This is a genomic window from Candidatus Zixiibacteriota bacterium (assembly GCA_022865345.1).
Taxonomy (GTDB): domain Bacteria; phylum Zixibacteria; class MSB-5A5; order MSB-5A5; family RBG-16-43-9; genus RBG-16-43-9.
On the sequence record JALHSU010000115.1, the window covers coordinates 1 to 20,596 of the forward strand.

Here is a 20,596-nt window from a genome sequence, read left to right on the forward strand (position 1 = left end):
ATACTGGCAATACAAGACATCAGATCGATGCAGATTAATTCTCGTTGGAATTATATTATGGGCGGCGTAGTTGCATGCATGGTTTTGCTATCCCATCGTCCAATACTCTACATAGCTGCAATAATACTGATGACTGTCACGTTCCCGATTGCCTGTAAATCGTTCTTCGCAAAAGGGGACATTCAAGTAATGTCATGGCAGATACTTGGACTTGGGATACTCGGGCCAACGTTCCTGTATCTCTATTGGATTCTTCTGCCATCATATCTGCTTGTCCACACGGCATTCAGGATGCTGTATCACATCAAAGAGAAGACAGCAGGGATACCGATACTGGCAGCAACCTTTTGGACCATTGCTGCAGTATACTATATCGTGTTCGTGGGAATATGAAAAGGAAAATATCGTGGGATTTGATCCGCGATGCGATCTTGTTGGGAATTGCAGCATTTGGCATTTTTACGATATGGTGGATCTCCAATATTGGATATGATAAGTTCTTCTGTTGACTCTCTGTTGTTGAAAATATCGAAAGGTTTTTAATAAAAAAACATCTTCTTTGTTGCCCATTGAGGTGGGAACGTCATATGGAGATGAGAACGGATGAAGAAAGGACAACTTGACATTTTTCCAGGAGGGAAGGACAACTTGTTGGACAACTTCTCCCCACGTAGTAAGAAATGGTCTCGGCAATATATTGCACTTTATTTTCTGGCACAAGGAAAAGCGCAGAGTTGGCTTGTAAAACGGAAGGGATTTGAGAAAGGATTTTTGAGCGAAATAGTAAAGAAATTAGTCAAGAATGGATGGTTAATTCCAATAAAAAACACTTACCCAAAGCTCTATCGTGCGACGCCTTTGGCACCTTTGACCTCAACAGGAGAAAAAGGACAACTTGTTCATTTTGACTCAACAGAAGAAACAGGACAACTTCTCACAGAGGGGTCTGTTACCAGACTCCACAATACCCGCTGGAAAATGAATGTTTTATCAAAAATAAATAGGAAAATTACATGGGACAAAACAACGAACCTGAAACACGGAGTCAAGAATCATTATCTATATTTTCCCACGATAACTATCCAATTCACGACACCAAATTCAGTGACGGTATTTCTATTGCCAAAATACATCCGTGAGATTAAGACGAAGGAACGATTGAAGATGGTTGATGCAGATATGCAACAAGCCCGTGGATGGCTTCAAAAAGTGATGCAATGCCGATTGAGCATACCGAAGAAGACCGTAGACGAAGAATACGCCCGTCCTATCACGAATCCTGTATTGATGCGTGTATTGGAAAAAGAAGGGATGATACGGATAGGAGCCGTCTGGATAGATGCCAGCAAACCTGGATTCAAGTTCGGGGAGTTGGAATCACAGGATCCAGAGAAATTGAATGCATTGCAGATATTGGAATGGTCTGATCAAAACATCCCACTGAGAATGAAGACAAATGAGGCGGACATTATAAGGCTTGAAGGAATAAAGGCAGACAAAGTAGACATCATGAGACTTGAGAATCGAATGAATGGCATGGAAACGATAATAAAAAAGCCTGACGAATACATCGACGTTCAATAGGTTTATATTGATGAAAAAGATACATATTACAGCCGTTAGGAGTGGTGCTGGAGATTAGGGTTCCCATCCTGTTATTTTTTAAGCACCACTTCTACATCTCATTTTATAGAAATCTATAAATAATGAAACTGCATTACAAGATAAAACAGAAAAGGGAACCACATGGGAAAATTAATACATAGCAGAGTGATAAAGGAGGGAGAATATTATCTAATAACAATATATATTGTAGGGGACAAAGAAGATGGATGGGACATAAAAGCATCAGCGTGGGATGCAGATGATGTAGGATTTAGGCTTGAAGAAATAATTGTTGAAGTTGATAATCACGTAAGAGGCAAAAAATGAAAAGATGTCCAAATCAAAAATGTAATCGATGGTTCAAGAGCAAGCGTGCTATTGCAGCACATCTTGTATCTTGCAAGGCAGGTGAAAAAAATGACAGAAACAATAACCGTCCAAGAAGCAATCAATAGATTGAACAACCAACAAGATGGAATGATGCGGTTGATTGAAGAATTAACAAAAAATCAGAATAAAATGTTCGGCATCATGGAAGAACAATCAAAACGAATACAGGATTTATTGAATTTCGTAACGACGCACACGCAACTTCTATCGATGCTGATGACACCAAAAACACCGAAAGACGAGATTATTGAAGGATATGAATGAGGTGAGAGAATGATAACAGAAGAAGATAAAAAAACAATAGAAGAATGGAAAAGGAAAAACGAAAGAATAGATAAACTCAATAAAAATCGTTGGATTGCATTGATAATTTTAGGAGTAATAGATCTGGGAATACTTCCGATTATGACGCATTTCTATCCTGGAACTTTTTTTATGGCAGTAATAATAATTAGTGTATTATTAATTACAATGACTATTTTCAATTTGATGATCGGCTGGAAAATCAATAAGATCATCCGGGGAAATCTGACGAAGAAACAATTCAAAGAGGAAATGGACCAATTCGAGAAAAAAGAGATCGGACGGAATGCAAACTATTGAAGAGGGGAATAAGAGTTTGGATGATTTCAAGAATTTGGGGAAGATCGTAAAAGCCGATGTCTATCATCGGATGAAGCTCGGGGAACGGCAGCAGATGGTCCTGGATTGCCTCAGATCGCAGCCAGACGGCCTCACGGACAAAGGAATAGCCATTATGACCGGCTTGAGCCTTAGCTGCGTCTGCGGGCGCCGTAACGAGCTGATGCACATAGATCTGGTGATTCCGTATTCGATTGAGACTTATGACGGGGGGGATGGAACCGTTCCGAATATCGTATGGGGTGTGAAATGAAAAACAAAAAAGGATTCATCATTAGCTTGATTACAGCAGCCGCAATAGCACCGATATTCTATGCAATCTTTTGCATCATTGGAAATGTACCGATTATGTGGGAAGCTTCTCCAATATCTTCAATCGTTGCAATGGGGGTGGTATGCTTCTTCAAAGCGATTGATACAGGAAGGGAAAAGCATGACTGATTATATTGCAATCGCGTTACAAGGTTTCAGCACGGGGATAGGTGTCATAGCAGCACACGAAGCCTGGGAATGGTTTCGTAAATATAGAGCTCAAATAAAACAAAACGCATTGAAGATGTGGGAAGACGCGAAGAACGGAATCCCACCAAAAAACCTATTATAGAGTTAACTGATATAGAATCGAGAGAAGCAGGCTTGAATTTTGCAACATGTCTTTCTTTTCATTTTGCATTTTTCTCCTGCTATCCTGCTTCTCTCATTTATTTTTATCATCGAACTCATTACAGAACTTTTCAAAATCAACCGCAAGCACCAGAATCAATAATGCAATGCAGCAGATCCATGGGAACTCCCACGACACCGTCGGCCACGGCCAAGGAATGTGCCATAGATAAATTGGAGAATCATAGGAAAGAATTGTACCAAGACCGGACCCTTCATTGCCAATACCAAACTGCTGGGAAAAGCCAGCTTTCGGACGTGCCCATTCTATCCATGCCCACCAGAGGATCTCAGGGATAAGCAGGAAGAGCTGCTTCAATCTCTGGATTTCGTCAATAAAGACTCCTTCTTTTTGTGATAGATGTCGAGCTGGTAACAATTGAGGCAAAGTCCGTTGACCCTGGCCGTATGACCGCAAGGACACAATTTCCCTTTATTGATTCCGTTAATGGGCTGTCGGAAAGCCATCTTGTATACTCCTCATTTCAATGCACCTTTCCCAAGCTTCTTTGCCTGCCGTGGTGTTGCATGCATATAAGGAAGACAGGAACGGTAGCTCTTGGCACCTTTGAATTGCCGGACATCCTCTACAGTATTCCCTTCATCGTCAGCGATTACCGTCAGCCTGGAATGCCTGAGATAATAAGGAAAGATGTCGTGGCCATCAGGTGAATCAAAGATGTCCGCGATCCAGCGTTTGAAATAATAGAAGACCTTGTCGCTGACGATCTCATAGATCTTCCCTTCGTAACTTTTGAAAAGATATGATTCGATCTCATCGGTGATCGGATTCTTCCGTTTCTTGTATACCTTGACATCTGACCTGGTGCGGTTGCTACGGAAAGGATGGAACAAGTACATCTGAGGAACGGTGAACGATGCAGCATACTCCCAGAACTCTTTGACGAACTTGTCCTGAAGACTCAATGTAAGAGACCGGGGATTGCCGCTCTTCAATGTCTTGAAAGAAACGACGATGTCGTTGTTCGTATTGCGCTTGATGTCTTCCGCAGTGAGATTCAGGATCTCTGCAGGACGTCCTCCGCTGGCCCATAGAACGATCATGAATGCCCGGGCTGCTTTGCTATGGTCTTTCTGGAACTTCCCATCGCGATACATTGTCGTGATGTTATGGAGCGTCTGATCGAGAAGGTCCCTGGTAAAGATAGTGATGACTTTCCCTTCTTTGAAGTCACGGTATAGTTGATTCTTTATCGTTGGCATTGTTCTCTCCATTGATTAAAAATTCTCATAACTTCATACCCTCCATCACGAAAATAGTAATGGCATTACGATTATTTTAACTTTCGGAAAAGAGGTATGTTTTCAAAACTCTATCTATAAGCAAAATGTTTTAAGACCCTCTATAATAGCATATAATAAGGAAGAGAGAGATTTATGAAGCTAATTGATTTCATTGTCCCATACAATGAAGACCAACGTATGATGGGAACTGAGATATGTAAGCAGCTCTTTGTCAATAGGATACTGAAGAAGAAACCGACAGTCATCCTATGTACAGGGGAGAGTGGGGAAGGCAAGTCATACACGGGTCTCAAGATCCTTGAGATAGTGAACAACTACTTCGGTGTTGATACACTTACCCATCTTGAAGATTGCATCATCTATACGCCATTGGAGTACTCAAAGAAGATGAATGCGATGCTGCACGAACCAAGACTAAAGGACTGCCGATGCATGATACTCGATGAAGCAAGGGAACTCGTCTCAAGCCACCTTTGGTATAGTTTTGTAAACCAGGCAATAGCCGATGTCAATGCCCTGCATAGAACAGTGAAACCGCTTGTCTTCGTCGTCATCGTCCAGTTCATCAAAGACATAGATCCTGCGACCAGACGGACGATCCAATATTATCTAAGTTGTTTACGGCCTTTGAATCAACCGCATGTCAATGTCTTTATCTCAAGGCTTTGGAAGGATGAACGTGATATAGAGAACCCAAAGATAAGACGTAGGAATGTCCGTGGATATTTCTACACCGGTTCTGTCAATGATGCAACAACTGGACAGTTCACACCAGGAAAAAAGATGACGAAGTTCACTCCTACGATGATCACCGTAACTCTTCCTCCAAAAGAAGTCTATAAGGAATACGAGCGCATTAATCTGGAAAGAAAATCAGAAATACTCAAAAGAAAATTGGAGAATTTATTATTTCAGATTGAAAAGGAAATGGGATACAAGAGCTCGAAGGTAGACAGCGTAGTGAATTACTTCATGGAACACCCTGAACTTCTTGATCTGATTGAAACACGCAGACGAGGAACGAAAGGCAATATCGTTATGAAACAGGATTTCAAAAAGATGTTCGATCTTTCCCCGGTAGAAATACGAGACTTCCAAAGGGCACTTCATTTGAAACTTGAGCAATCTGACTTGGTGAGAAAGGACGCGGAGATCGAACAGAAGAAGGAAGAACTTATATAGTATTTTCCGTTAACCAAGTATATGACATATCATCATACAGAAGAAGCAAAACAAAAAATGAAAGAAAAGGCATTGGGAAGACATCCATCGGAAGAAGCAAGAAAAAATATGAGCATAGCACAACTTGGTAGACATCATTCAGAAGAGACAAAAAGAAAAATTGGTGATGCGCAACTTGGTGAAAAAAATCATATGTTTGGAAAACATCATCCACCATGGAATAAAGGAAAGCATTGGAAATTGCCTGAAGACGCTAAAAGAAAAATTAGTGAATCAAGATTAGGGAACAAACATCCTCTTTGGAAAGGAAATGAAGTAAGTTATAGGGGATTACATCACTGGATTCAAGCTCATAAACCATGTCAAACAAATTGTGCATTGTGTGGTAAAGTTAAACCATTAGAACTCGCAAACTTATCTGGAGAATACAAACGAGACATTGAAGATTTTATGTGGACTTGTAGACAATGTCATAGAAAATTTGATACGGAGAGAAAAAATGGAAACTGAAAAAGAACCAGTGGAATTTGGAGATACTTTTGCACCAGAAACAACTATCGATGATGAGCATTTAATGGATGGTAAATATTTCTTGAATCTCGTTTTCTTACAGGCGATTCGAGCACCTCATTACAGTCTAATGCAAGGCCGTGGAACCGAAGGACTCATCAGTCTCCAGCTCGCAGCAGATCAAGCCGCACGTATCGCAATAGCTATTGGCAGATTGAAAGATGAAGACATCAAGAAAGCAACAGAAGACTACGAAAAGACGCTTACTGTGACTGATGACTTTATCAAGAAGACAAGGATCGCAAACTTCCAACTCTTTTATATCCTGCAGCAATTCCAGGAAAGCTCTGATAAAAAGGGACCAATTATGATTTAGTGTCATTGTCTCACTTGTCTCAAGAATTTTAACTGAGACTAATTTATTCCTGATGAGATAAGTGATATAGTACTCCATAAAAATATAATATCGCATATCTCTAATGGATGCCAAGAAACTTTTTCAACCAGGATGAAGATCTGGCCTTTGTTATGGATTCATATCAATCAGGTATGAATAGCACATTTTTTAATCATCAGGAATACATTGCACGTTCCGCAATAATGAAAAAGATTGCACGAAGACGAGCACCAAATACATTGCCTTTATTGGAACAAGTTGAACAGATAGTATCGAAAGTACATAATGGACAGATGAAAGAGAAGACGGGAATGCAAAAACTCTTGGAGATTTCAGAATCACATGGACATCAAGATCTGCACAATGGAATACTTCAAAAAATAGGAATGCTCAATGGAATGAATGGAAATCCTGCAACAGAATTTAAACCTCTTGCGATGTTCGCACAAAAGCAAAAGAAAATGGAACACCCAATTGGAAAGTTTTTAAGAATCGAAAAGGCAGAGGAAATGACTGTCAAAGTAAAGCCTGTTTCAATTATGGGAGATTTTATTGCACTTCATGGATTGATGCCTGCATTTGAACTTCCAATCAATATGCGTCATAAGATACCAAAGAATGAAATATGGATAAGAAGAGACGTCTATAATAATCCTGTGCGCAGAGAACAGATCCTTGGACTCCATGAACAATTTGAAATTGATTTGATGATAGGAAAACACATGCCGTATTGGAAAGCCCATAAAAAAGCTGAGAAGCACGAAAAGATGGGATGGGATCCAATGACGGAAGATCATCCGATGGCGATATTGATGAAGCAACAGAAGAAAGAAAAGCCATTAATGGCCGGATTATTCAAGCAAGAGAAAAACGAAGGATGGGATCCGATGAAAGACGAACATCCGTTTGCGAAAATGATGAAGCAACAGAAAAAAGAGAAACCAACAATACCGTCTGGAATCTTACGACAATCAGGATCACAGAAAAAGCAGCAGAAAGGATGGGATCCAAATAGCAATCAAGAACATCCTCTTGCTGCTATGTTCAAGAAAGGGAGAAAATAATATGCCAGAAACAAAAAAATTTCGTAAAATGAAGCGGAACATGATAAAACAGTACGGGAAAAAGAAAGGAACCCAAGTAGCCCATGCGACCGCTCAGAAGAGAAGATGGAGACATTAATGCCAGGATTCGACATCGTCCAAGCAGCAGCCGGTGGTGGTCAGGCCATTCTTCGTGGCGGAGGCCAACTCATAAGTACAGTAGGAGGAACGTTTCAGGCTGGTATCAGCCAAATTGGAGGAGGAATCGCTCAACTTGGAACGATGGTTCAAGGAGCTATATTGGGAAAGCCAATATCAGAACAACAACCAGAAGTAAAAGCAGCTGCAGCAGGATACCCCGGTGGGATGAAAGCGATGCAAATTGATATTGAATATGCGCGACAGCAGGCATTGGCAAAAGCGGGTCCATTGGGAATGTTATCAACAGTTATTCCTGGAGCAGAACAACTTCTCTATGGAGGAGCAGAACAATCATATCTGCAACAATATCTGGCACAGAAAGGAGTCGCAGAACCAGGGAAAGGGGGAACAGCAAATATACCAGCTGTTTTACGAGCTGCAGAAACTCAAAGAACTGTTGGAACTGTAATGGATGTAGCATTGACGGTAGCATTGATTTTTGGAGCAGGAGGTGTTCATCAAGAACTCACGAAAGCTGCAAGAGTTGGAGAACGAGCAGGAGTTACCGGATTCTTTACAGAAAAACCGACGAGGATATTTGGAAAAACATTTGATATACGAACAGGGACGGAACTTGCAGTAGAACGTCCAATAACAAGAGCCGGATTAACTTCATTGGATTTTTCGATTCAAACAAAACTTGGTGGACCACTTCAGGCAGAGATGAAAAGTCAACGAATAATGGGCAGAAGTTTTTCAGAATTATCTACATTTGAAAGAAATAGACTTCTTCAAATAATGGAAAAACAAGAGATAAAAGTGGTAGAAAGAATAGCAATAGCACCAAAACCAAAAGTGATCGAAGCACCAGCAACAAAAGTGGCAATGGCAAAAGAAAAACAATTGACAAAACGACAACTTGTCATGATAGGAGTGATAGCAGCAGATCTGGGAGTAACAACAGCGGTATTGCTGAAATCTTATTTGGCTCCAACAATAATTCAGAATGTCATAAATGAAACAACAACAATAACACCTCCGTCAACAACAATTACAAACATAAATGTGCCAAGAATACCATTACCGGGTTTCCCGGCTCCACCGACTGGTGGAGGTGGAGGTGGACGGCCATTGCAAATAGAACGCTTAGGTTATTACAATGAATTGAAACGGGCTTATGCAAATATCTTCGGAGAACAATTAGCTCCACAATGGAGAAGATCAGTATTATGATGAAAGAAAAAGGAACTCTCAGTTATGCGGTAGTTTACATTCTCGTATTCATTATCACGATCTTTATTTTCGTAGTGGGGATTCCATTCATGCTTGCAGCAAATCACGCATTCTTCGGGATGGGAACAACCATCCTTGATCAAGGACAGGGATTCGCAAATAAAATAACAAATCAATCAGTGAAAGTAGCGATGACGAATATCTTCACGACTGACAAAGCAGCATTCATAACCGGGGAACCAGTGCTTGTGAAGTTCGCGCAATACGGATGGATCTTTGTGATCATTGTCATTACGTTCGTTGTTATATTACTTGCAAGAAGAGCTGAACAATTAGGCCAGGGGTTGATTTAAAATGGAAATGAAAGGAGGATACCCAATTTTATTTATCGTGACATTCATCATCGTAGCATTCGTGTTTATCGTTTTATTCCCAATGGTTTTGACATTCAATACGGCATTGTGGTTGAATGGAGAAGGAATAAGAGCGAATGGATTGGCGGCGGCGAATGGAATCAAAGACACTGCCGTAAGAAACTCAGTGACAGGAATATTTACAACAAGCACGACAAGCTTCATCGATTCGCAGACGATAATCGGATATGCAGCGCAATACGGGATCTTCATCGTGATGATCGTGGTGGTAACATTGATCATACTTCTTGCCAGGCGGCAAGTGGAGACGGGGTTAGTATGAACATAAAAAAGAGAATTGTGCCATTGTTTTTGATAATCTTATTGATCGTATCGATGTTTCCGATGATTCCATTTGCACCATATTCTGTCTCGGCAACTGGTGGCGCGTGGTGGAATTATAGTTGGAATAAGCGGATACTTGTCACGATTAATTCATCGCAGATCAATGGATCGGTGACGAACTTCGTGGCACTCGTGAAACTAAACAATGCGACCGCAGCGAAATGCGATGGAGGGAAGAGCATCAGATTCACGGATTATGAAGGGACGAAGACGTATGCATATGACATCGACCAATTCGCTGGAGTTAACAATTCTCCCGAAACGGACATCTGGGTGAACATCAGCGATACGATTCCGACAGGATCAAACTTCACATTCTACATGTATTATAACAATAGTGGAGCAGCAAAAGGGGAGAACAGGGCGACGTGCTGGCAGGAATACAGCGTCGTCTTCCACATGGGTGGACAAGGACTTGTGACTCCGGTTCCAATAAATTCAAGTTGTATCAACCCGGAATCGGGAAAGGCAGAAGTGGGAAATTTATCAAGTAACCCATATCGAGCACCAGGAATTGTCGGCTGGGGAACTGATGGTGGAACAGGATTGCGTTTCACTCTTGCAACGACGACGGGACACTATACAAAATACCAAGGAAACAATGACATTACGCTATTTTTCAATATATATGATAAAGCTCCGACAACGACGCAAGGAGTAATGGGAATTTTTGACAAGTCTAATTTTGATGTATACATACAAAGCAGCAAGATGGCATTGTATACTTCAAAAGGAGCCGTTGGGCAACAGGTATTCATAAATCCATGGAACCAGGCAAACGTCTATCACATGATCGCGGGAAGATATTGTTACAATACGAATCTGTCGATATGGGACAATGGAGCGCAGAAAGATGTTGTTGCAGCAGCAGGGCCATTCGACGATTGGGCATCGACAAACGACGTCCATTGGAATAATGCAATGATCGGTAGTGGATACAATGGATACATGGATGAGTTCAGATTGTCTTGGAGAATGCTATCAGATGCATATATCAAAATGACCTATAGAAATCAATACGCATATTCTGGATTCCTTTATCTCGGAGCCGAGGAAGCAGTTTCTGCACCAGGCGGAGTGACATTGAGTACTCCTCTTCCTTCGGATAGCGCAACAAACATTCCTGTCTGGCAAAGCACTTTGAAAGTGAACGTAAACTCGATGACGGGAAACCAATCGACAGTCTGGATCCATTGTGCAACTGCAGGATTGAACGTCAACTCGAACTCGACTGGAAGCAACCGGACCTGTACTGCGACGATCCCGAGACTTCACTATGCGACGACATATACATGGCTGGTGAATGCTTCGACAGCAAACAAAGTGGGAACAAAGTTTTATTCAAATACATCGTATAAATTCACAACAAGAACGAATATCGTTCCAACAATAGCAAATCTAATCCCGGTGAACAAGTCGAAAGGAAATCTTCCTGGAACAATGACTCTCAAATTTACGATAATTGATAAATTGGGTGATGCGATGAACTGGGTGATGAACCTGAGTAATGGTGCTCGATGGAGCAGCAATGGAAGTTATAATTCGACATGGCAAAAATCGACGACAGTATTGCCATCAACGAACTATACGTGGTGGATGAATGTAAGCGATGCAAATTCGACGGCAAGATACAAGATGTGGTTCGTAACTGGATTGGCTTCATCAGTTGTAATCAGCAACGTCCAGCCAGCGAATCAATCGATAGACAATAAGATATGGTCTTCATCATTGAGTTTGCTGGTAAACAAAACGGGGGTTCCTCCAACGCCACCAATAAGAGTGAGAATATTGTGTCCGACGCTCGGGATCAATGCGACATCATGGGGACAAAATAGGACAGTGTCCGTATCGTTTCCACGATTGAATTATTCGACGACGTACATCTGGACGGCAAAAGCAACGGTGAATGGAACGAGTAAAAAACTCTGGGACAACGAATCATACTATTTCACGACAAGAGCGAATGTTGTTCCAACAATATCGAATCCGTATTTTGCCAATGGAACATCGAACGTAAATCTATTTACGAATCAAATACTTCATGCAGACATCAACGATCTCCTTGGTGATTCATTGACGTGGTCGATCCATTGCAGCAATGGCGCATCTGCATCGGGAACGAGTTACAATGCAACGGTATCATGCCCGCTTGGAAATTTGAAAGCTTCGACGAGTTACAATTGGTGGGTCAACATCAGCGATGCAAACTCATCGATCCATTACAAATATTTGTTTACGACAAGGGCCGCAGGAGTGTCATTGAATACTGAACAGCCTACGAACGGATCTTCGGGAATCAATGTCTGGCTTTCGAGTTTGAACATCAATGCAGCATCGAGTTACGGGAATCAATCAACAGTTTGGATCCACTGCACGGTTTTGAATATCAATGCAAATTCTACAGGGACAAACAGAACGTGCACAGCTGCAATATCGCAGAGATTGCATTATAGCACAATGTATCATTGGACGGTGACTGCATATTCTGACATCTATCGAAAAAGATATTGGACAAATGAATCGCTCGTCTATTTCACGACACGAGCGAATGTCATACCAATTATTTCGAGTATGGCCCCGGCGAATCATTCGCAGCAATGGATAATCACCGCGAATCTGTCTGCATATATCAGCGATGCTCTGGGAGATTCGTTATCGTGGACTCTGGAAATCAATCATACGACATTCTCCGGGACGAGATATAATGGGACGATAGCAAGGACGGTTTCATTGCAGAGCTCTCACAACTACACTTGGTGGGTGAACGTCAGCGACATCAATACGACGGTGAAGAGAAAGCTATGGTTCGTCACGACAGATTCAGACAAGCCGATGATCTACGATGCAAAAATGAACCAAAGCACATTATGTTATGGGATTTTCCTCACAGCAAATCAGACGGCGACATTTGGACTTTTCAATATCAGCGACACGAATCCGATCTATTACGACATCATGGTGAATATCACAACGAGTGCAGGAGACCATCTGAATTTCATGACGCACAACCCAACTGCAACATGGTCACATCTCATTAATCTTTCAAATGGATTAAATATAATACGGACAAAATTGACTGATCATTACGGAAATGTCGCATGGAAGAACATCTCGTTTACCATAAACATATACAGGATGCAACTCATCGAAGCGGAAACAGGTAAATTGTTATTGTTTGGAAGATTCCATTATCAGAATCCATGGTCGATACTAAACGTAAGTCTTCCGGAATTGTTTGGGACGACTCCCCCGAATCACAACATAACTGGCTATGATTGGTACTGGGACTTTTTGGTTCAAGGAAACAATGGCTGGGAATATCCATGGGCTTGGCCTGGACGCGGTGGAGGAGCATTGAGATATGGACCAACGGGAAGCATGAATTTCACTGTAGTATATCCAGAAACATCTGCGACGTTCCCACCAACAAATACCCTGCATCCATATTCATTGAGATTCAATATCAGATTCTGGGCATCGGAAAGCGATCCAGTTGGAACATTATTAACATGTTATCTCGATCCGACACTGATAAACGATTATGATCCAACATGGACGCCAAATGCAACTATAAAGATAACGATCCCATCATTGGGAAGACCTTCGACAGATAGAGATGGTACAAACGATTATTATTCGTGGGGAACCAGCGGAGCAGTGACGTGGCCAGCAACAGGAAAGACATTCCCGCAGGGACCATTCTACGAACAAGACATAACATCGACGCAAGAGAAACCATTTGGAGTATGGTCGATGAACGCACAGGCATGGAATCTGCTCGATTACACGAAGTTTATAACAGGAACAACGACATCATACGGACAAGCAGTTTATACGATCCCGGGACTATACTATTTCAAGATATACAAAAATGGAGTTCCAATCATCCTAACGACGATCGATGGGGGAAAAGCATCTACCATAGATCTCGATCTTCTTGAAAAGAGTACTGCACAGATGCCGGTGATACAAGGAACTCTCGGAGTGCAAAAGTTGTCGAATCATTCTCTATTGATCTATTTCCATAATGTGGATAGATTGGTTTCGGAGACGCAGATAAAAATATACAATGCCACCCATATTTTCCTCTGGTACAATGAAACGAACAATCCGAATGAGTTCTACGTCTACTTTGATTGGACAACAACACCCTCTGTGAATATAAATGAATCGATAACCGTGGAAGCAATACCTGGAGGACAATCGCCAATATCTACAACGTTCATAATAAGTGGAATGATAGGACCATCAACACCAGGTGAAGCAATTCCTCCGGAAATGGTCATGATCGTATGCATTGCATTATTGTTATTTGGATTGACATTGTTCAGCGTAGGAGCAACGGTCAGTTTCTTCGGGCCAGTGACGTGCGGAATATCGCTTGCATTGACGGCAATGGCGACACAGATATGGTACATCCATATGCTGCAGTTTATGCTCATCTTCTTCATTGCATTCATGATCATCGTTTTCAGGTACGAATATACGACCGATAGGAGCGTGCAATAATGGCAAGCAAAACCGGTGAGTTCTTCAAATTCCTAATCATGCTGCAGATCCTCTTCGGATTGCTGATAACGTGCACGGTCCATTTTCTTCCAGCAGATGCAAAAGTATTCATCAATCCAATGGCAGCCAAATGGACGCAGGACGATGCAACGATTCAAAAGAACAAGATGAATGATACATTCACAAACTTGAAGAATCAGAACCCGGTGCTCGCTGGACTCGGCGTGGCATTCCAGACAGGATCGTTCATCGTGGATATGCTCATCAATAGCGTGCTGGCGTTGCCTGAGATGGCATCCATTCTTATTGGAGGAATATTCGTCTTCATTCCGATCGACCCATACATTGGTTCGGTAATATCGATTGCCGTCTTTGCAGTCTGTACCATGGTGTACATGTTATTGCTGATCGGATTCCTTGGCGGGATAAGATCGGGAACGGTGGTTTAAAATGGCATGGGATCAATTGATTTCAGGAAATCTTGGAGTAAGCACTGCGCAGCTCGTGATGATAGGAACATTCTTCTTCGGACTTATCATCTGCGCGAAGAGCGTGAAGATAGGCGTCATGATTTGGGCAACGTTGTTCTTTGGTGAATTTGTCATGTTTTATCTTGCAGACCATGTAACAGTCATCAATTGGGAGCAACCATTGATAGCGTGGTTTATTACCATGGTATTCATGTGCGTTCTATTGCTGACAAGTTACTGGTCATACGAAGATAAACGCAAAATCATTATATGAGGAAGGAGATATAGAATAAATGATAGAAGCATTTTGGATAATTCTGACGCTTATCTGTTTTGGAATATTGCTTGCAAAGCTTGCGAATGTCATGAAGTTCGGTGACTTCTACGATCCGGAATGGGCAGTCGTTGGAATTGTCGGCGCATCGATTTCATTCGGGTTCATTCTTCTGATGACGATTTTCAATGCTGATACGAATACTGAGCTCGTTGTCTATTTATGGTTGCATGTAGCGATCTACGCGATCACATTCATCTTGTTCGTCGCAGAAATATTCATGTTCTTCACAATGATTGGCAAGAAGAAAGGGAAAGAACAATACGGTGATCGTCAGCGGTTTGGTCAAGGATAAAATATCGCATATCTCTTTTCTTATTTCTTATTAAGCAATACTCTGATACTTGTCCAGTGATCAAATGGAACAGAACGAAATCCTTATAGTTGAGGGAAACATCCAAGCGAACATTGGGGCGATCATAATGTTGATCGTCGGTGTCGGTGTATCCGCACTTGTTCTGATCTTCGTTGGAACCCTTGGAGGCCAGACTTACAACCTCGTCGAGCCAAAGATCGACGCCATCCAAAACGAACAAATCAAGGTGTACGTGAAAGAAGGCATCATAAGTGCTTTCCAGGCACTGAGCACAACCGGATCGTATTTGCCGATCATCGTGTTGGCAGTAGTGATCTTCATCGTCCTCGGGCTGATATTCAGCATGGTCGGCGGTGGAGTCGGCACCGGAATGGGCGGAACGGCTCTCTAAACAGTTTGAGGATTTTCTTTTTTCCTCAACTCTCTCTCCTTTTTTTGGAGGGCCAGAATGCCAAAAAAAACAAAACTCAAAGGGATAGCAGCCCAATACGGGAAAATTAAGCTCCCCTTATTCTCAAAGAAAAAGAGGCGGTAAATGGAAACGCAAAAGAATATCGCAGCAATCATCACCTTGATTGTAGGTATTGGAGTAGCAACTCTTTGCCTTATTTTCGTCGGAGTTTTGGGCGGTCAAACCTATCAGCTCAATGAGCACAATATAAATCAGGTAGGGACTGCCACTCAGGGAAACCCAAGCCATGCAGCGATTCGTATGACATACGATACGCAAGTGACATACAAACAATGGTTCACGGTGCATGATGCATTCACGAACGGGACCATCTCTTTCTATGCAAACTCGACATCACTGACACAGAACAAGTTCAACATTCATGCGGGAAACCATACCGTGCGAATGGTCGATGCAACATACAATAAAACGGACGTGATACTTCATTACAAGTACGACAACGCGACAATGAGAACTTACATCAAGGAAGGAGCAATTTCAGCATTCGCAGCTTTGGAAGAAACAGGTGGATATTTACCGATCGTAGTTATTGCAGTGATCATCATAATTGTTTTAGGGATGGTCATGGGAATGGCTGGATTCAAAAAACCTGGCGAATCATCGGGCGGAGCACTATAGATCTCCTGGGCATAATCGCCCTTTTCTTTTTATAATTTAGTTGGATCGATAAGTCCGATTCTCGCAAGCCGGGGAACGGCAAGCATCTTGTTTCTCAATGTTATCTTTGCAGTGATTGGTTTTTCAGAAAGAGCTTGTTTAAGAATATACTGAACATCTTCTTTTTTGCTCAAAAATTTGGAGATACGGATTGCAGGACGTCCTTGAGGGCCAAAATGCTCGAACACTTCGATGAAAAGCTCTACTTCCAAAGCATTCTCTCCATTGACCATGATACTAACATATATAAGACAGAAGTATATTATCTTTATTGCAATGAAAACAGTCCATTTTAGTATGTATTCAACGACAGCAGAACAATTAACAGATTTGAAGAAAAGGCTCGAAGAGAAACGAGGAATTGTCTTGACAAAAAATCTAATTATCCATGAAGCATTACAACTTTTAATGGAACGGGAGAGCTTCCTATGAGCATTGATACTGAAATTGAAGAATTGAAAATGAAGCAGCGGTTGATCGAACTTGAAAAGAAACGAGATCTTATAAAACAAAAAGAAAAAGAACTGGCTGAATTAACGGGGAAGCCAGTTGCAGAACCATTTGAAGAGGTCCAAAAAAATATTGTCGTTACAAAAATCGAGGCAGATACTAAAAAAACTGAGACTGTTATGAATATGATAAGGAGAGGAGATGCATCTGTGCCAGCGCCAGCGCTTGCACAGCAATTACCCCCAGACCCGGTGCAGCAATTCTTAAAACAACAGGGAACTTCCGTCGAGCAAATGCAGACAGAAGATTCCGTGAATATGCCTCGCAGAGTTGCTGCTGCCGAGGTCTTAAAAATGGTGAGCATCATCGTTCTTTTGGGAACATTGAATATCGTCTTCGGTTTCATGCTCTATATGTTCGCTGCAATAGGACTTCGCATCGTCTCAGACATATCACTCGCATTGATATTGATAGTTGATGGATTCTACATGATGAAGGCAGCAAGACACCGAAATTATCTCGTAAAAAAGTACCAGCTCATTCAACCAAGAACAATATTTAGTCTTCCACAAAGACAACCAAAAGAACCGAAGCAAGGCAGTAGGTTCTGATGCCGAGTGAAGAGTCAATAGCATCTGCTTCATACATTTTATCATTCTATAATGACATAGAATCTGTCACGAACGCCTATTCATCGTATCTGAACGTTCTGGTACGTATCCAGGACCGGTACGGGATGAAGGACAAAGATAAGAAAGAGAAAGAGAAGAAATTGGAATCAGAAGATGAAGATGCTTTATTGGGCGTCGCTGAAACATTGCGCGTCTGGATCACTCGTTGTTATATAAAAGCATCAACATTACAGGAAAAGATACCGGATCTGAAGAATGCACTTGCAGAGATCAAAGGATTCTACGAAAAGGCAATATCGACGTCCGTGATCGAAAAAGAAGTGGCAGAAGGATTCGTCCTCGCAATTAATAAGACATTCGTCTCAGGCGTCTTGAAAGACCTTCTGATTCAATCGAAAGACATTTACTCTCAATTATTGAAAACATAAGAGGAAGGATGCCAGAACAACCACAAACTCCAGGACAGCCCACTTTTGGCTTTGAACGCAATCTTGCTCCGATGATCTATACAAAGGACCAGGAAAAGACGTTCATCGACAAAGTGCTTGATCGTAAGGACAGCGAACGTCTTGCAGAACTCATGAAAAAAGAAGAGCTCGATAGGACCGAACTCCTTGAATTGCTCTACTTAATCGTCTCTATAAATACAAAACTTGTGAACTATAGTGATTGGGATAGGTATCTTCTTGGAAAGTTCCTGGCATGGATCCGTGACTTCTGCACGCTGCATGAATCATTGCTCGATTACATCAAACAATTTGAAGATGAAAAAGATCCAAAGGCGACAAAAGAAGAAATAAAAAACAAAGAAGACGTCATGAAGACGCTCACGACAATACGAAAATACGATTCTCATAATCTAAAGTTTCTGATAGACATCTACCTCTATTTATCAAACAGTACATTGTCGATCGGAGGTACGGCATTCGATACTCTGTCAAAGAACAGATATGAATATGCGTATCCAAATGCAGGATACAATCCGGCAGCTCCTCCGCAGAAAAAGGGAGTTTTTGACTGGCTTAAAAAAGGTGATTAAATGAAAGAGATTCTATTGACACAAGGAAAAGTAGCAATCGTTGATGATGAAGATTTTGAAGAACTGAATAAATATAAATGGGACGCTCATATTTCATGGCATACCTATTATGTAGAACGAGGAGTATACGATCGAGAAACAGGAAAAGTAAAAATTATAAAAATGCATCGACAAATCATGGGATTTCCAGAAGGAAAAGAAATAGATCACATTAATCACAATGGGATGGATAATAGAAAATGTAATTTAAGATCATGTGAGCATTGGCAAAATAAAAAAAATGGTCTTCTTTACAAAACAAACACATCAGGTTTTCGTGGAGTTTCTTGGTACAAACGATCACAAAAATGGAGAGCATATTTTTATAGAGAAAGCACTCAAAAAACAATAGGATATTTCGATAATATAATTGAAGCAGCGAGAGCATATGATGAGAAAGCAAAAGAACTTGGTGAATTTGCAATATTGAACTTCGGTGGTGATTAACATCAACCTATACTCTGCAAAAAAGTTTACGATGATATTCCTATCGGGAATTGTTCCATCGATAATGTTTATGATCGCATTGATGTCTGGATATAGTATCATTCTGGCATTGATTTTTGTAATAGTGATGGCAATGCTGATGATGATCATCACCGTAATTATGATACGGCATCCATTGACATCATTGATAGAAGGAAAGGGATTCCTGACGATGTGTCTGGATTCGACCGGTTATATCGAAACATTCATCGTAGCGCCAAATCTCCCATTCATCTCAGGAATGTTCCATAAAAAGAAAGTCGAATCGATGTTCAACAGAGACGATGTAACATATCTCGTTCCTCCAAGAAAAGCAGGATTGGCGGAAGCAACGATGATCGATGCGACTGGAAAAATAATAGGGAAACGAAAAGTCCTGATCATGCCAACCGAGATCGAGAAGCCGGATTATCTGTTCTCATTCGGAAATTATCCGACATTCATCTACAACAAAGTCCTTGAGACTTTCCTGCCAAAATCATTGTTCAGCGATTTCGAGCACAATACTTTCGTAAAACATGCGGTCATGTATCTTTGCAAGAAGACGGAAGAGCTCAGTGCATCGGTAAGAGACTTCGCACGATACATCGTCGAGCAGATCCGGCCGCACAAATCATTCTGGCAAAGCAAATGGCTGATCTACATCATCATAGCGATCGCAGTGGTCGTTCTCATCGCATTGTTCGCCCCGCAGATCATGAATACGCTGCAGGGAACAAAGTTGCCAGCAATGCCGAGTGGCGGAGTTGTAACGCCGTAGGAGTGACGTATGGGCCTATTAGATAAACGTGCATCAAGATGGATGGAAAAAAGAGTAAAGACAAATATCCATTATCAGATGCACGTTTTCGCAGACAGACGATTCAGATGCGACTTCGATATGCAGGTTCCAAGCGATTGGATCACGACAATGGCAAATTGGTTCGTCAAACGGCAGACATCACAGGAGAACGTCTCGCTCGATTCTTTTGAAGTGCCGGAGCAGTTGTACGGGAAAGTCTTGAAGCAGTTCAGATTATTCATCATCGAAGCGCAGCAGAAGACCGCAGAGAAGATGCCAGGATTCCATTTGGTGACTCTCCGCATTCAGAAATTCACATACAACAAGATCCCCAACAAGGAAGAGTTCTTTGTCGAGATCTCAATAAGCGGGGACTATCTTCTTGCGTGACGATGATCGATTGGTCATTCTTTATTTGGATCGGCTCATTCAATCTGGTGATACTGGCAATACAAGACATCAGATCGATGCAGATTAATTCTCGTTGGAATTATATTATGGGCGGCGTAGTTGCATGCATGGTTTTGCTATCCCATCGTCCAATACTCTACATAGCTGCAATAATACTGATGACTGTCACG

The 20,596-nt window shown here is 41.6% G+C and carries 29 protein-coding genes; 26 read left to right on the forward strand and 3 right to left on the reverse strand.

Annotated features, from left to right (window positions below; all coding sequences use genetic code 11):
* The 7 genes from MUP17_04905 to MUP17_04935 all read left to right on the forward strand — a co-directional run.
* Positions 1 to 393, forward strand: a 393-nt coding sequence (locus MUP17_04905) for a hypothetical protein (protein ID MCJ7458310.1), incomplete at its 5' end; no start/stop codon positions are given.
* Between the two features lie 210 nt (positions 394 to 603).
* Positions 604 to 1,584 carry a MarR family transcriptional regulator gene (locus tag MUP17_04910; protein MCJ7458311.1) on the forward strand — a complete coding sequence of 327 codons (981 nt, stop codon included), beginning with the start codon at positions 604 to 606 and terminating at the stop codon, positions 1,582 to 1,584.
* Between the two features lie 162 nt (positions 1,585 to 1,746).
* Positions 1,747 to 1,932 carry a hypothetical protein gene (locus tag MUP17_04915; protein MCJ7458312.1) on the forward strand — a complete coding sequence of 62 codons (186 nt, stop codon included), beginning with the start codon at positions 1,747 to 1,749 and terminating at the stop codon, positions 1,930 to 1,932.
* Between the two features lie 90 nt (positions 1,933 to 2,022).
* A complete protein-coding gene (locus MUP17_04920) occupies positions 2,023 to 2,259 on the forward strand; it encodes a hypothetical protein (GenBank protein ID MCJ7458313.1) in 237 nt (78 codons plus the stop codon).
* Between the two features lie 9 nt (positions 2,260 to 2,268).
* Positions 2,269 to 2,598 carry a hypothetical protein gene (locus MUP17_04925; GenBank protein ID MCJ7458314.1) on the forward strand — a complete coding sequence of 110 codons (330 nt, stop codon included), beginning with the start codon at positions 2,269 to 2,271 and terminating at the stop codon, positions 2,596 to 2,598.
* Positions 2,585 to 2,890 carry a hypothetical protein gene (locus MUP17_04930; GenBank protein ID MCJ7458315.1) on the forward strand — a complete coding sequence of 102 codons (306 nt, stop codon included), beginning with the start codon at positions 2,585 to 2,587 and terminating at the stop codon, positions 2,888 to 2,890. The genes MUP17_04925 and MUP17_04930 overlap by 14 nt, the downstream gene beginning before the upstream one ends.
* On the forward strand, positions 2,887 to 3,078 hold the full coding sequence (locus MUP17_04935; GenBank protein MCJ7458316.1) for a hypothetical protein: 192 nt from the start codon (positions 2,887 to 2,889) through the stop codon (positions 3,076 to 3,078). The genes MUP17_04930 and MUP17_04935 overlap by 4 nt, the downstream gene beginning before the upstream one ends.
* Positions 3,079 to 3,334: 256 nt before the next feature.
* Here MUP17_04935 and MUP17_04940 read toward each other — a convergent pair whose 3' ends face one another.
* On the reverse strand, positions 3,335 to 3,619 hold the full coding sequence (locus MUP17_04940; GenBank protein MCJ7458317.1) for a hypothetical protein: 285 nt from the start codon (positions 3,617 to 3,619) through the stop codon (positions 3,335 to 3,337).
* Between the two features lie 161 nt (positions 3,620 to 3,780).
* On the reverse strand, positions 3,781 to 4,524 hold the full coding sequence (locus MUP17_04945) for a hypothetical protein (protein MCJ7458318.1): 744 nt from the start codon (positions 4,522 to 4,524) through the stop codon (positions 3,781 to 3,783).
* A gap of 174 nt (positions 4,525 to 4,698) precedes the next feature.
* Between MUP17_04945 and MUP17_04950 the strand changes: the two genes are divergently transcribed.
* The 13 genes from MUP17_04950 to MUP17_05010 all read left to right on the forward strand — a co-directional run bounded on the left by MUP17_04950 (position 4,699) and on the right by MUP17_05010 (position 16,549).
* Entirely contained in the window at positions 4,699 to 5,748 is a 1,050-nt protein-coding gene (locus tag MUP17_04950) for a hypothetical protein (GenBank protein MCJ7458319.1), read from the forward strand.
* Positions 5,749 to 5,805: 57 nt separating this feature from the next.
* Positions 5,806 to 6,258: an NUMOD3 domain-containing DNA-binding protein gene (locus MUP17_04955; protein MCJ7458320.1), complete on the forward strand. Its 453-nt coding sequence runs from the start codon at positions 5,806 to 5,808 to the stop codon at positions 6,256 to 6,258.
* Positions 6,248 to 6,634, forward strand: a complete 387-nt coding sequence (locus MUP17_04960; protein MCJ7458321.1) for a hypothetical protein — start codon at positions 6,248 to 6,250, stop codon at positions 6,632 to 6,634. Before MUP17_04955 ends, MUP17_04960 begins: the two co-directional genes overlap by 11 nt.
* Before the next feature lie 107 nt (positions 6,635 to 6,741).
* Entirely contained in the window at positions 6,742 to 7,719 is a 978-nt protein-coding gene (locus tag MUP17_04965) for a hypothetical protein (GenBank protein MCJ7458322.1), read from the forward strand.
* A gap of 105 nt (positions 7,720 to 7,824) precedes the next feature.
* Positions 7,825 to 9,072 carry a hypothetical protein gene (locus MUP17_04970; protein ID MCJ7458323.1) on the forward strand — a complete coding sequence of 416 codons (1,248 nt, stop codon included), beginning with the start codon at positions 7,825 to 7,827 and terminating at the stop codon, positions 9,070 to 9,072.
* A complete protein-coding gene (locus MUP17_04975) occupies positions 9,069 to 9,425 on the forward strand; it encodes a hypothetical protein (protein MCJ7458324.1) in 357 nt (118 codons plus the stop codon). Before MUP17_04970 ends, MUP17_04975 begins: the two co-directional genes overlap by 4 nt.
* 1 nt (position 9,426) lies before the next feature.
* Positions 9,427 to 9,768 (forward strand): hypothetical protein, encoded by a 342-nt coding sequence (locus MUP17_04980; GenBank protein ID MCJ7458325.1) that lies wholly within the window; start codon positions 9,427 to 9,429, stop codon positions 9,766 to 9,768.
* Positions 9,765 to 14,339, forward strand: coding sequence for a DUF2341 domain-containing protein (locus tag MUP17_04985; protein ID MCJ7458326.1), 4,575 nt, complete (start codon positions 9,765 to 9,767; stop codon positions 14,337 to 14,339). The genes MUP17_04980 and MUP17_04985 overlap by 4 nt, the downstream gene beginning before the upstream one ends.
* Entirely contained in the window at positions 14,339 to 14,788 is a 450-nt protein-coding gene (locus tag MUP17_04990; protein ID MCJ7458327.1) for a hypothetical protein, read from the forward strand. The genes MUP17_04985 and MUP17_04990 overlap by 1 nt, the downstream gene beginning before the upstream one ends.
* 1 nt (position 14,789) lies before the next feature.
* Entirely contained in the window at positions 14,790 to 15,083 is a 294-nt protein-coding gene (locus MUP17_04995; GenBank protein MCJ7458328.1) for a hypothetical protein, read from the forward strand.
* Between the two features lie 19 nt (positions 15,084 to 15,102).
* Positions 15,103 to 15,438, forward strand: a complete 336-nt coding sequence (locus MUP17_05000) for a hypothetical protein (GenBank protein ID MCJ7458329.1) — start codon at positions 15,103 to 15,105, stop codon at positions 15,436 to 15,438.
* A 64-nt stretch (positions 15,439 to 15,502) separates the two neighbouring features.
* Positions 15,503 to 15,850, forward strand: a complete 348-nt coding sequence (locus tag MUP17_05005) for a hypothetical protein (GenBank protein ID MCJ7458330.1) — start codon at positions 15,503 to 15,505, stop codon at positions 15,848 to 15,850.
* Between the two features lie 144 nt (positions 15,851 to 15,994).
* Positions 15,995 to 16,549, forward strand: a complete 555-nt coding sequence (locus MUP17_05010) for a hypothetical protein (GenBank protein ID MCJ7458331.1) — start codon at positions 15,995 to 15,997, stop codon at positions 16,547 to 16,549.
* Positions 16,550 to 16,578: 29 nt separating this feature from the next.
* Here MUP17_05010 and MUP17_05015 read toward each other — a convergent pair whose 3' ends face one another.
* On the reverse strand, positions 16,579 to 16,800 hold the full coding sequence (locus tag MUP17_05015) for a hypothetical protein (GenBank protein MCJ7458332.1): 222 nt from the start codon (positions 16,798 to 16,800) through the stop codon (positions 16,579 to 16,581).
* A 216-nt stretch (positions 16,801 to 17,016) separates the two neighbouring features.
* Between MUP17_05015 and MUP17_05020 the strand changes: the two genes are divergently transcribed.
* The 6 genes from MUP17_05020 to MUP17_05045 are packed head-to-tail and all read left to right on the forward strand — an operon-like array spanning position 17,017 to position 20,405.
* Entirely contained in the window at positions 17,017 to 17,649 is a 633-nt protein-coding gene (locus MUP17_05020; protein ID MCJ7458333.1) for a hypothetical protein, read from the forward strand.
* Entirely contained in the window at positions 17,649 to 18,098 is a 450-nt protein-coding gene (locus MUP17_05025; GenBank protein ID MCJ7458334.1) for a hypothetical protein, read from the forward strand. The genes MUP17_05020 and MUP17_05025 overlap by 1 nt, the downstream gene beginning before the upstream one ends.
* 8 nt (positions 18,099 to 18,106) lie before the next feature.
* Positions 18,107 to 18,709 carry a hypothetical protein gene (locus tag MUP17_05030; GenBank protein MCJ7458335.1) on the forward strand — a complete coding sequence of 201 codons (603 nt, stop codon included), beginning with the start codon at positions 18,107 to 18,109 and terminating at the stop codon, positions 18,707 to 18,709.
* Positions 18,710 to 19,195 (forward strand): AP2 domain-containing protein, encoded by a 486-nt coding sequence (locus MUP17_05035; protein MCJ7458336.1) that lies wholly within the window; start codon positions 18,710 to 18,712, stop codon positions 19,193 to 19,195. It abuts the gene before it with no gap.
* A gap of 31 nt (positions 19,196 to 19,226) precedes the next feature.
* Positions 19,227 to 19,994, forward strand: coding sequence for a hypothetical protein (locus tag MUP17_05040; GenBank protein ID MCJ7458337.1), 768 nt, complete (start codon positions 19,227 to 19,229; stop codon positions 19,992 to 19,994).
* 9 nt (positions 19,995 to 20,003) lie between these two features.
* Positions 20,004 to 20,405 (forward strand): hypothetical protein, encoded by a 402-nt coding sequence (locus MUP17_05045; protein ID MCJ7458338.1) that lies wholly within the window; start codon positions 20,004 to 20,006, stop codon positions 20,403 to 20,405.
* Positions 20,406 to 20,596 lie beyond the last annotated feature (191 nt).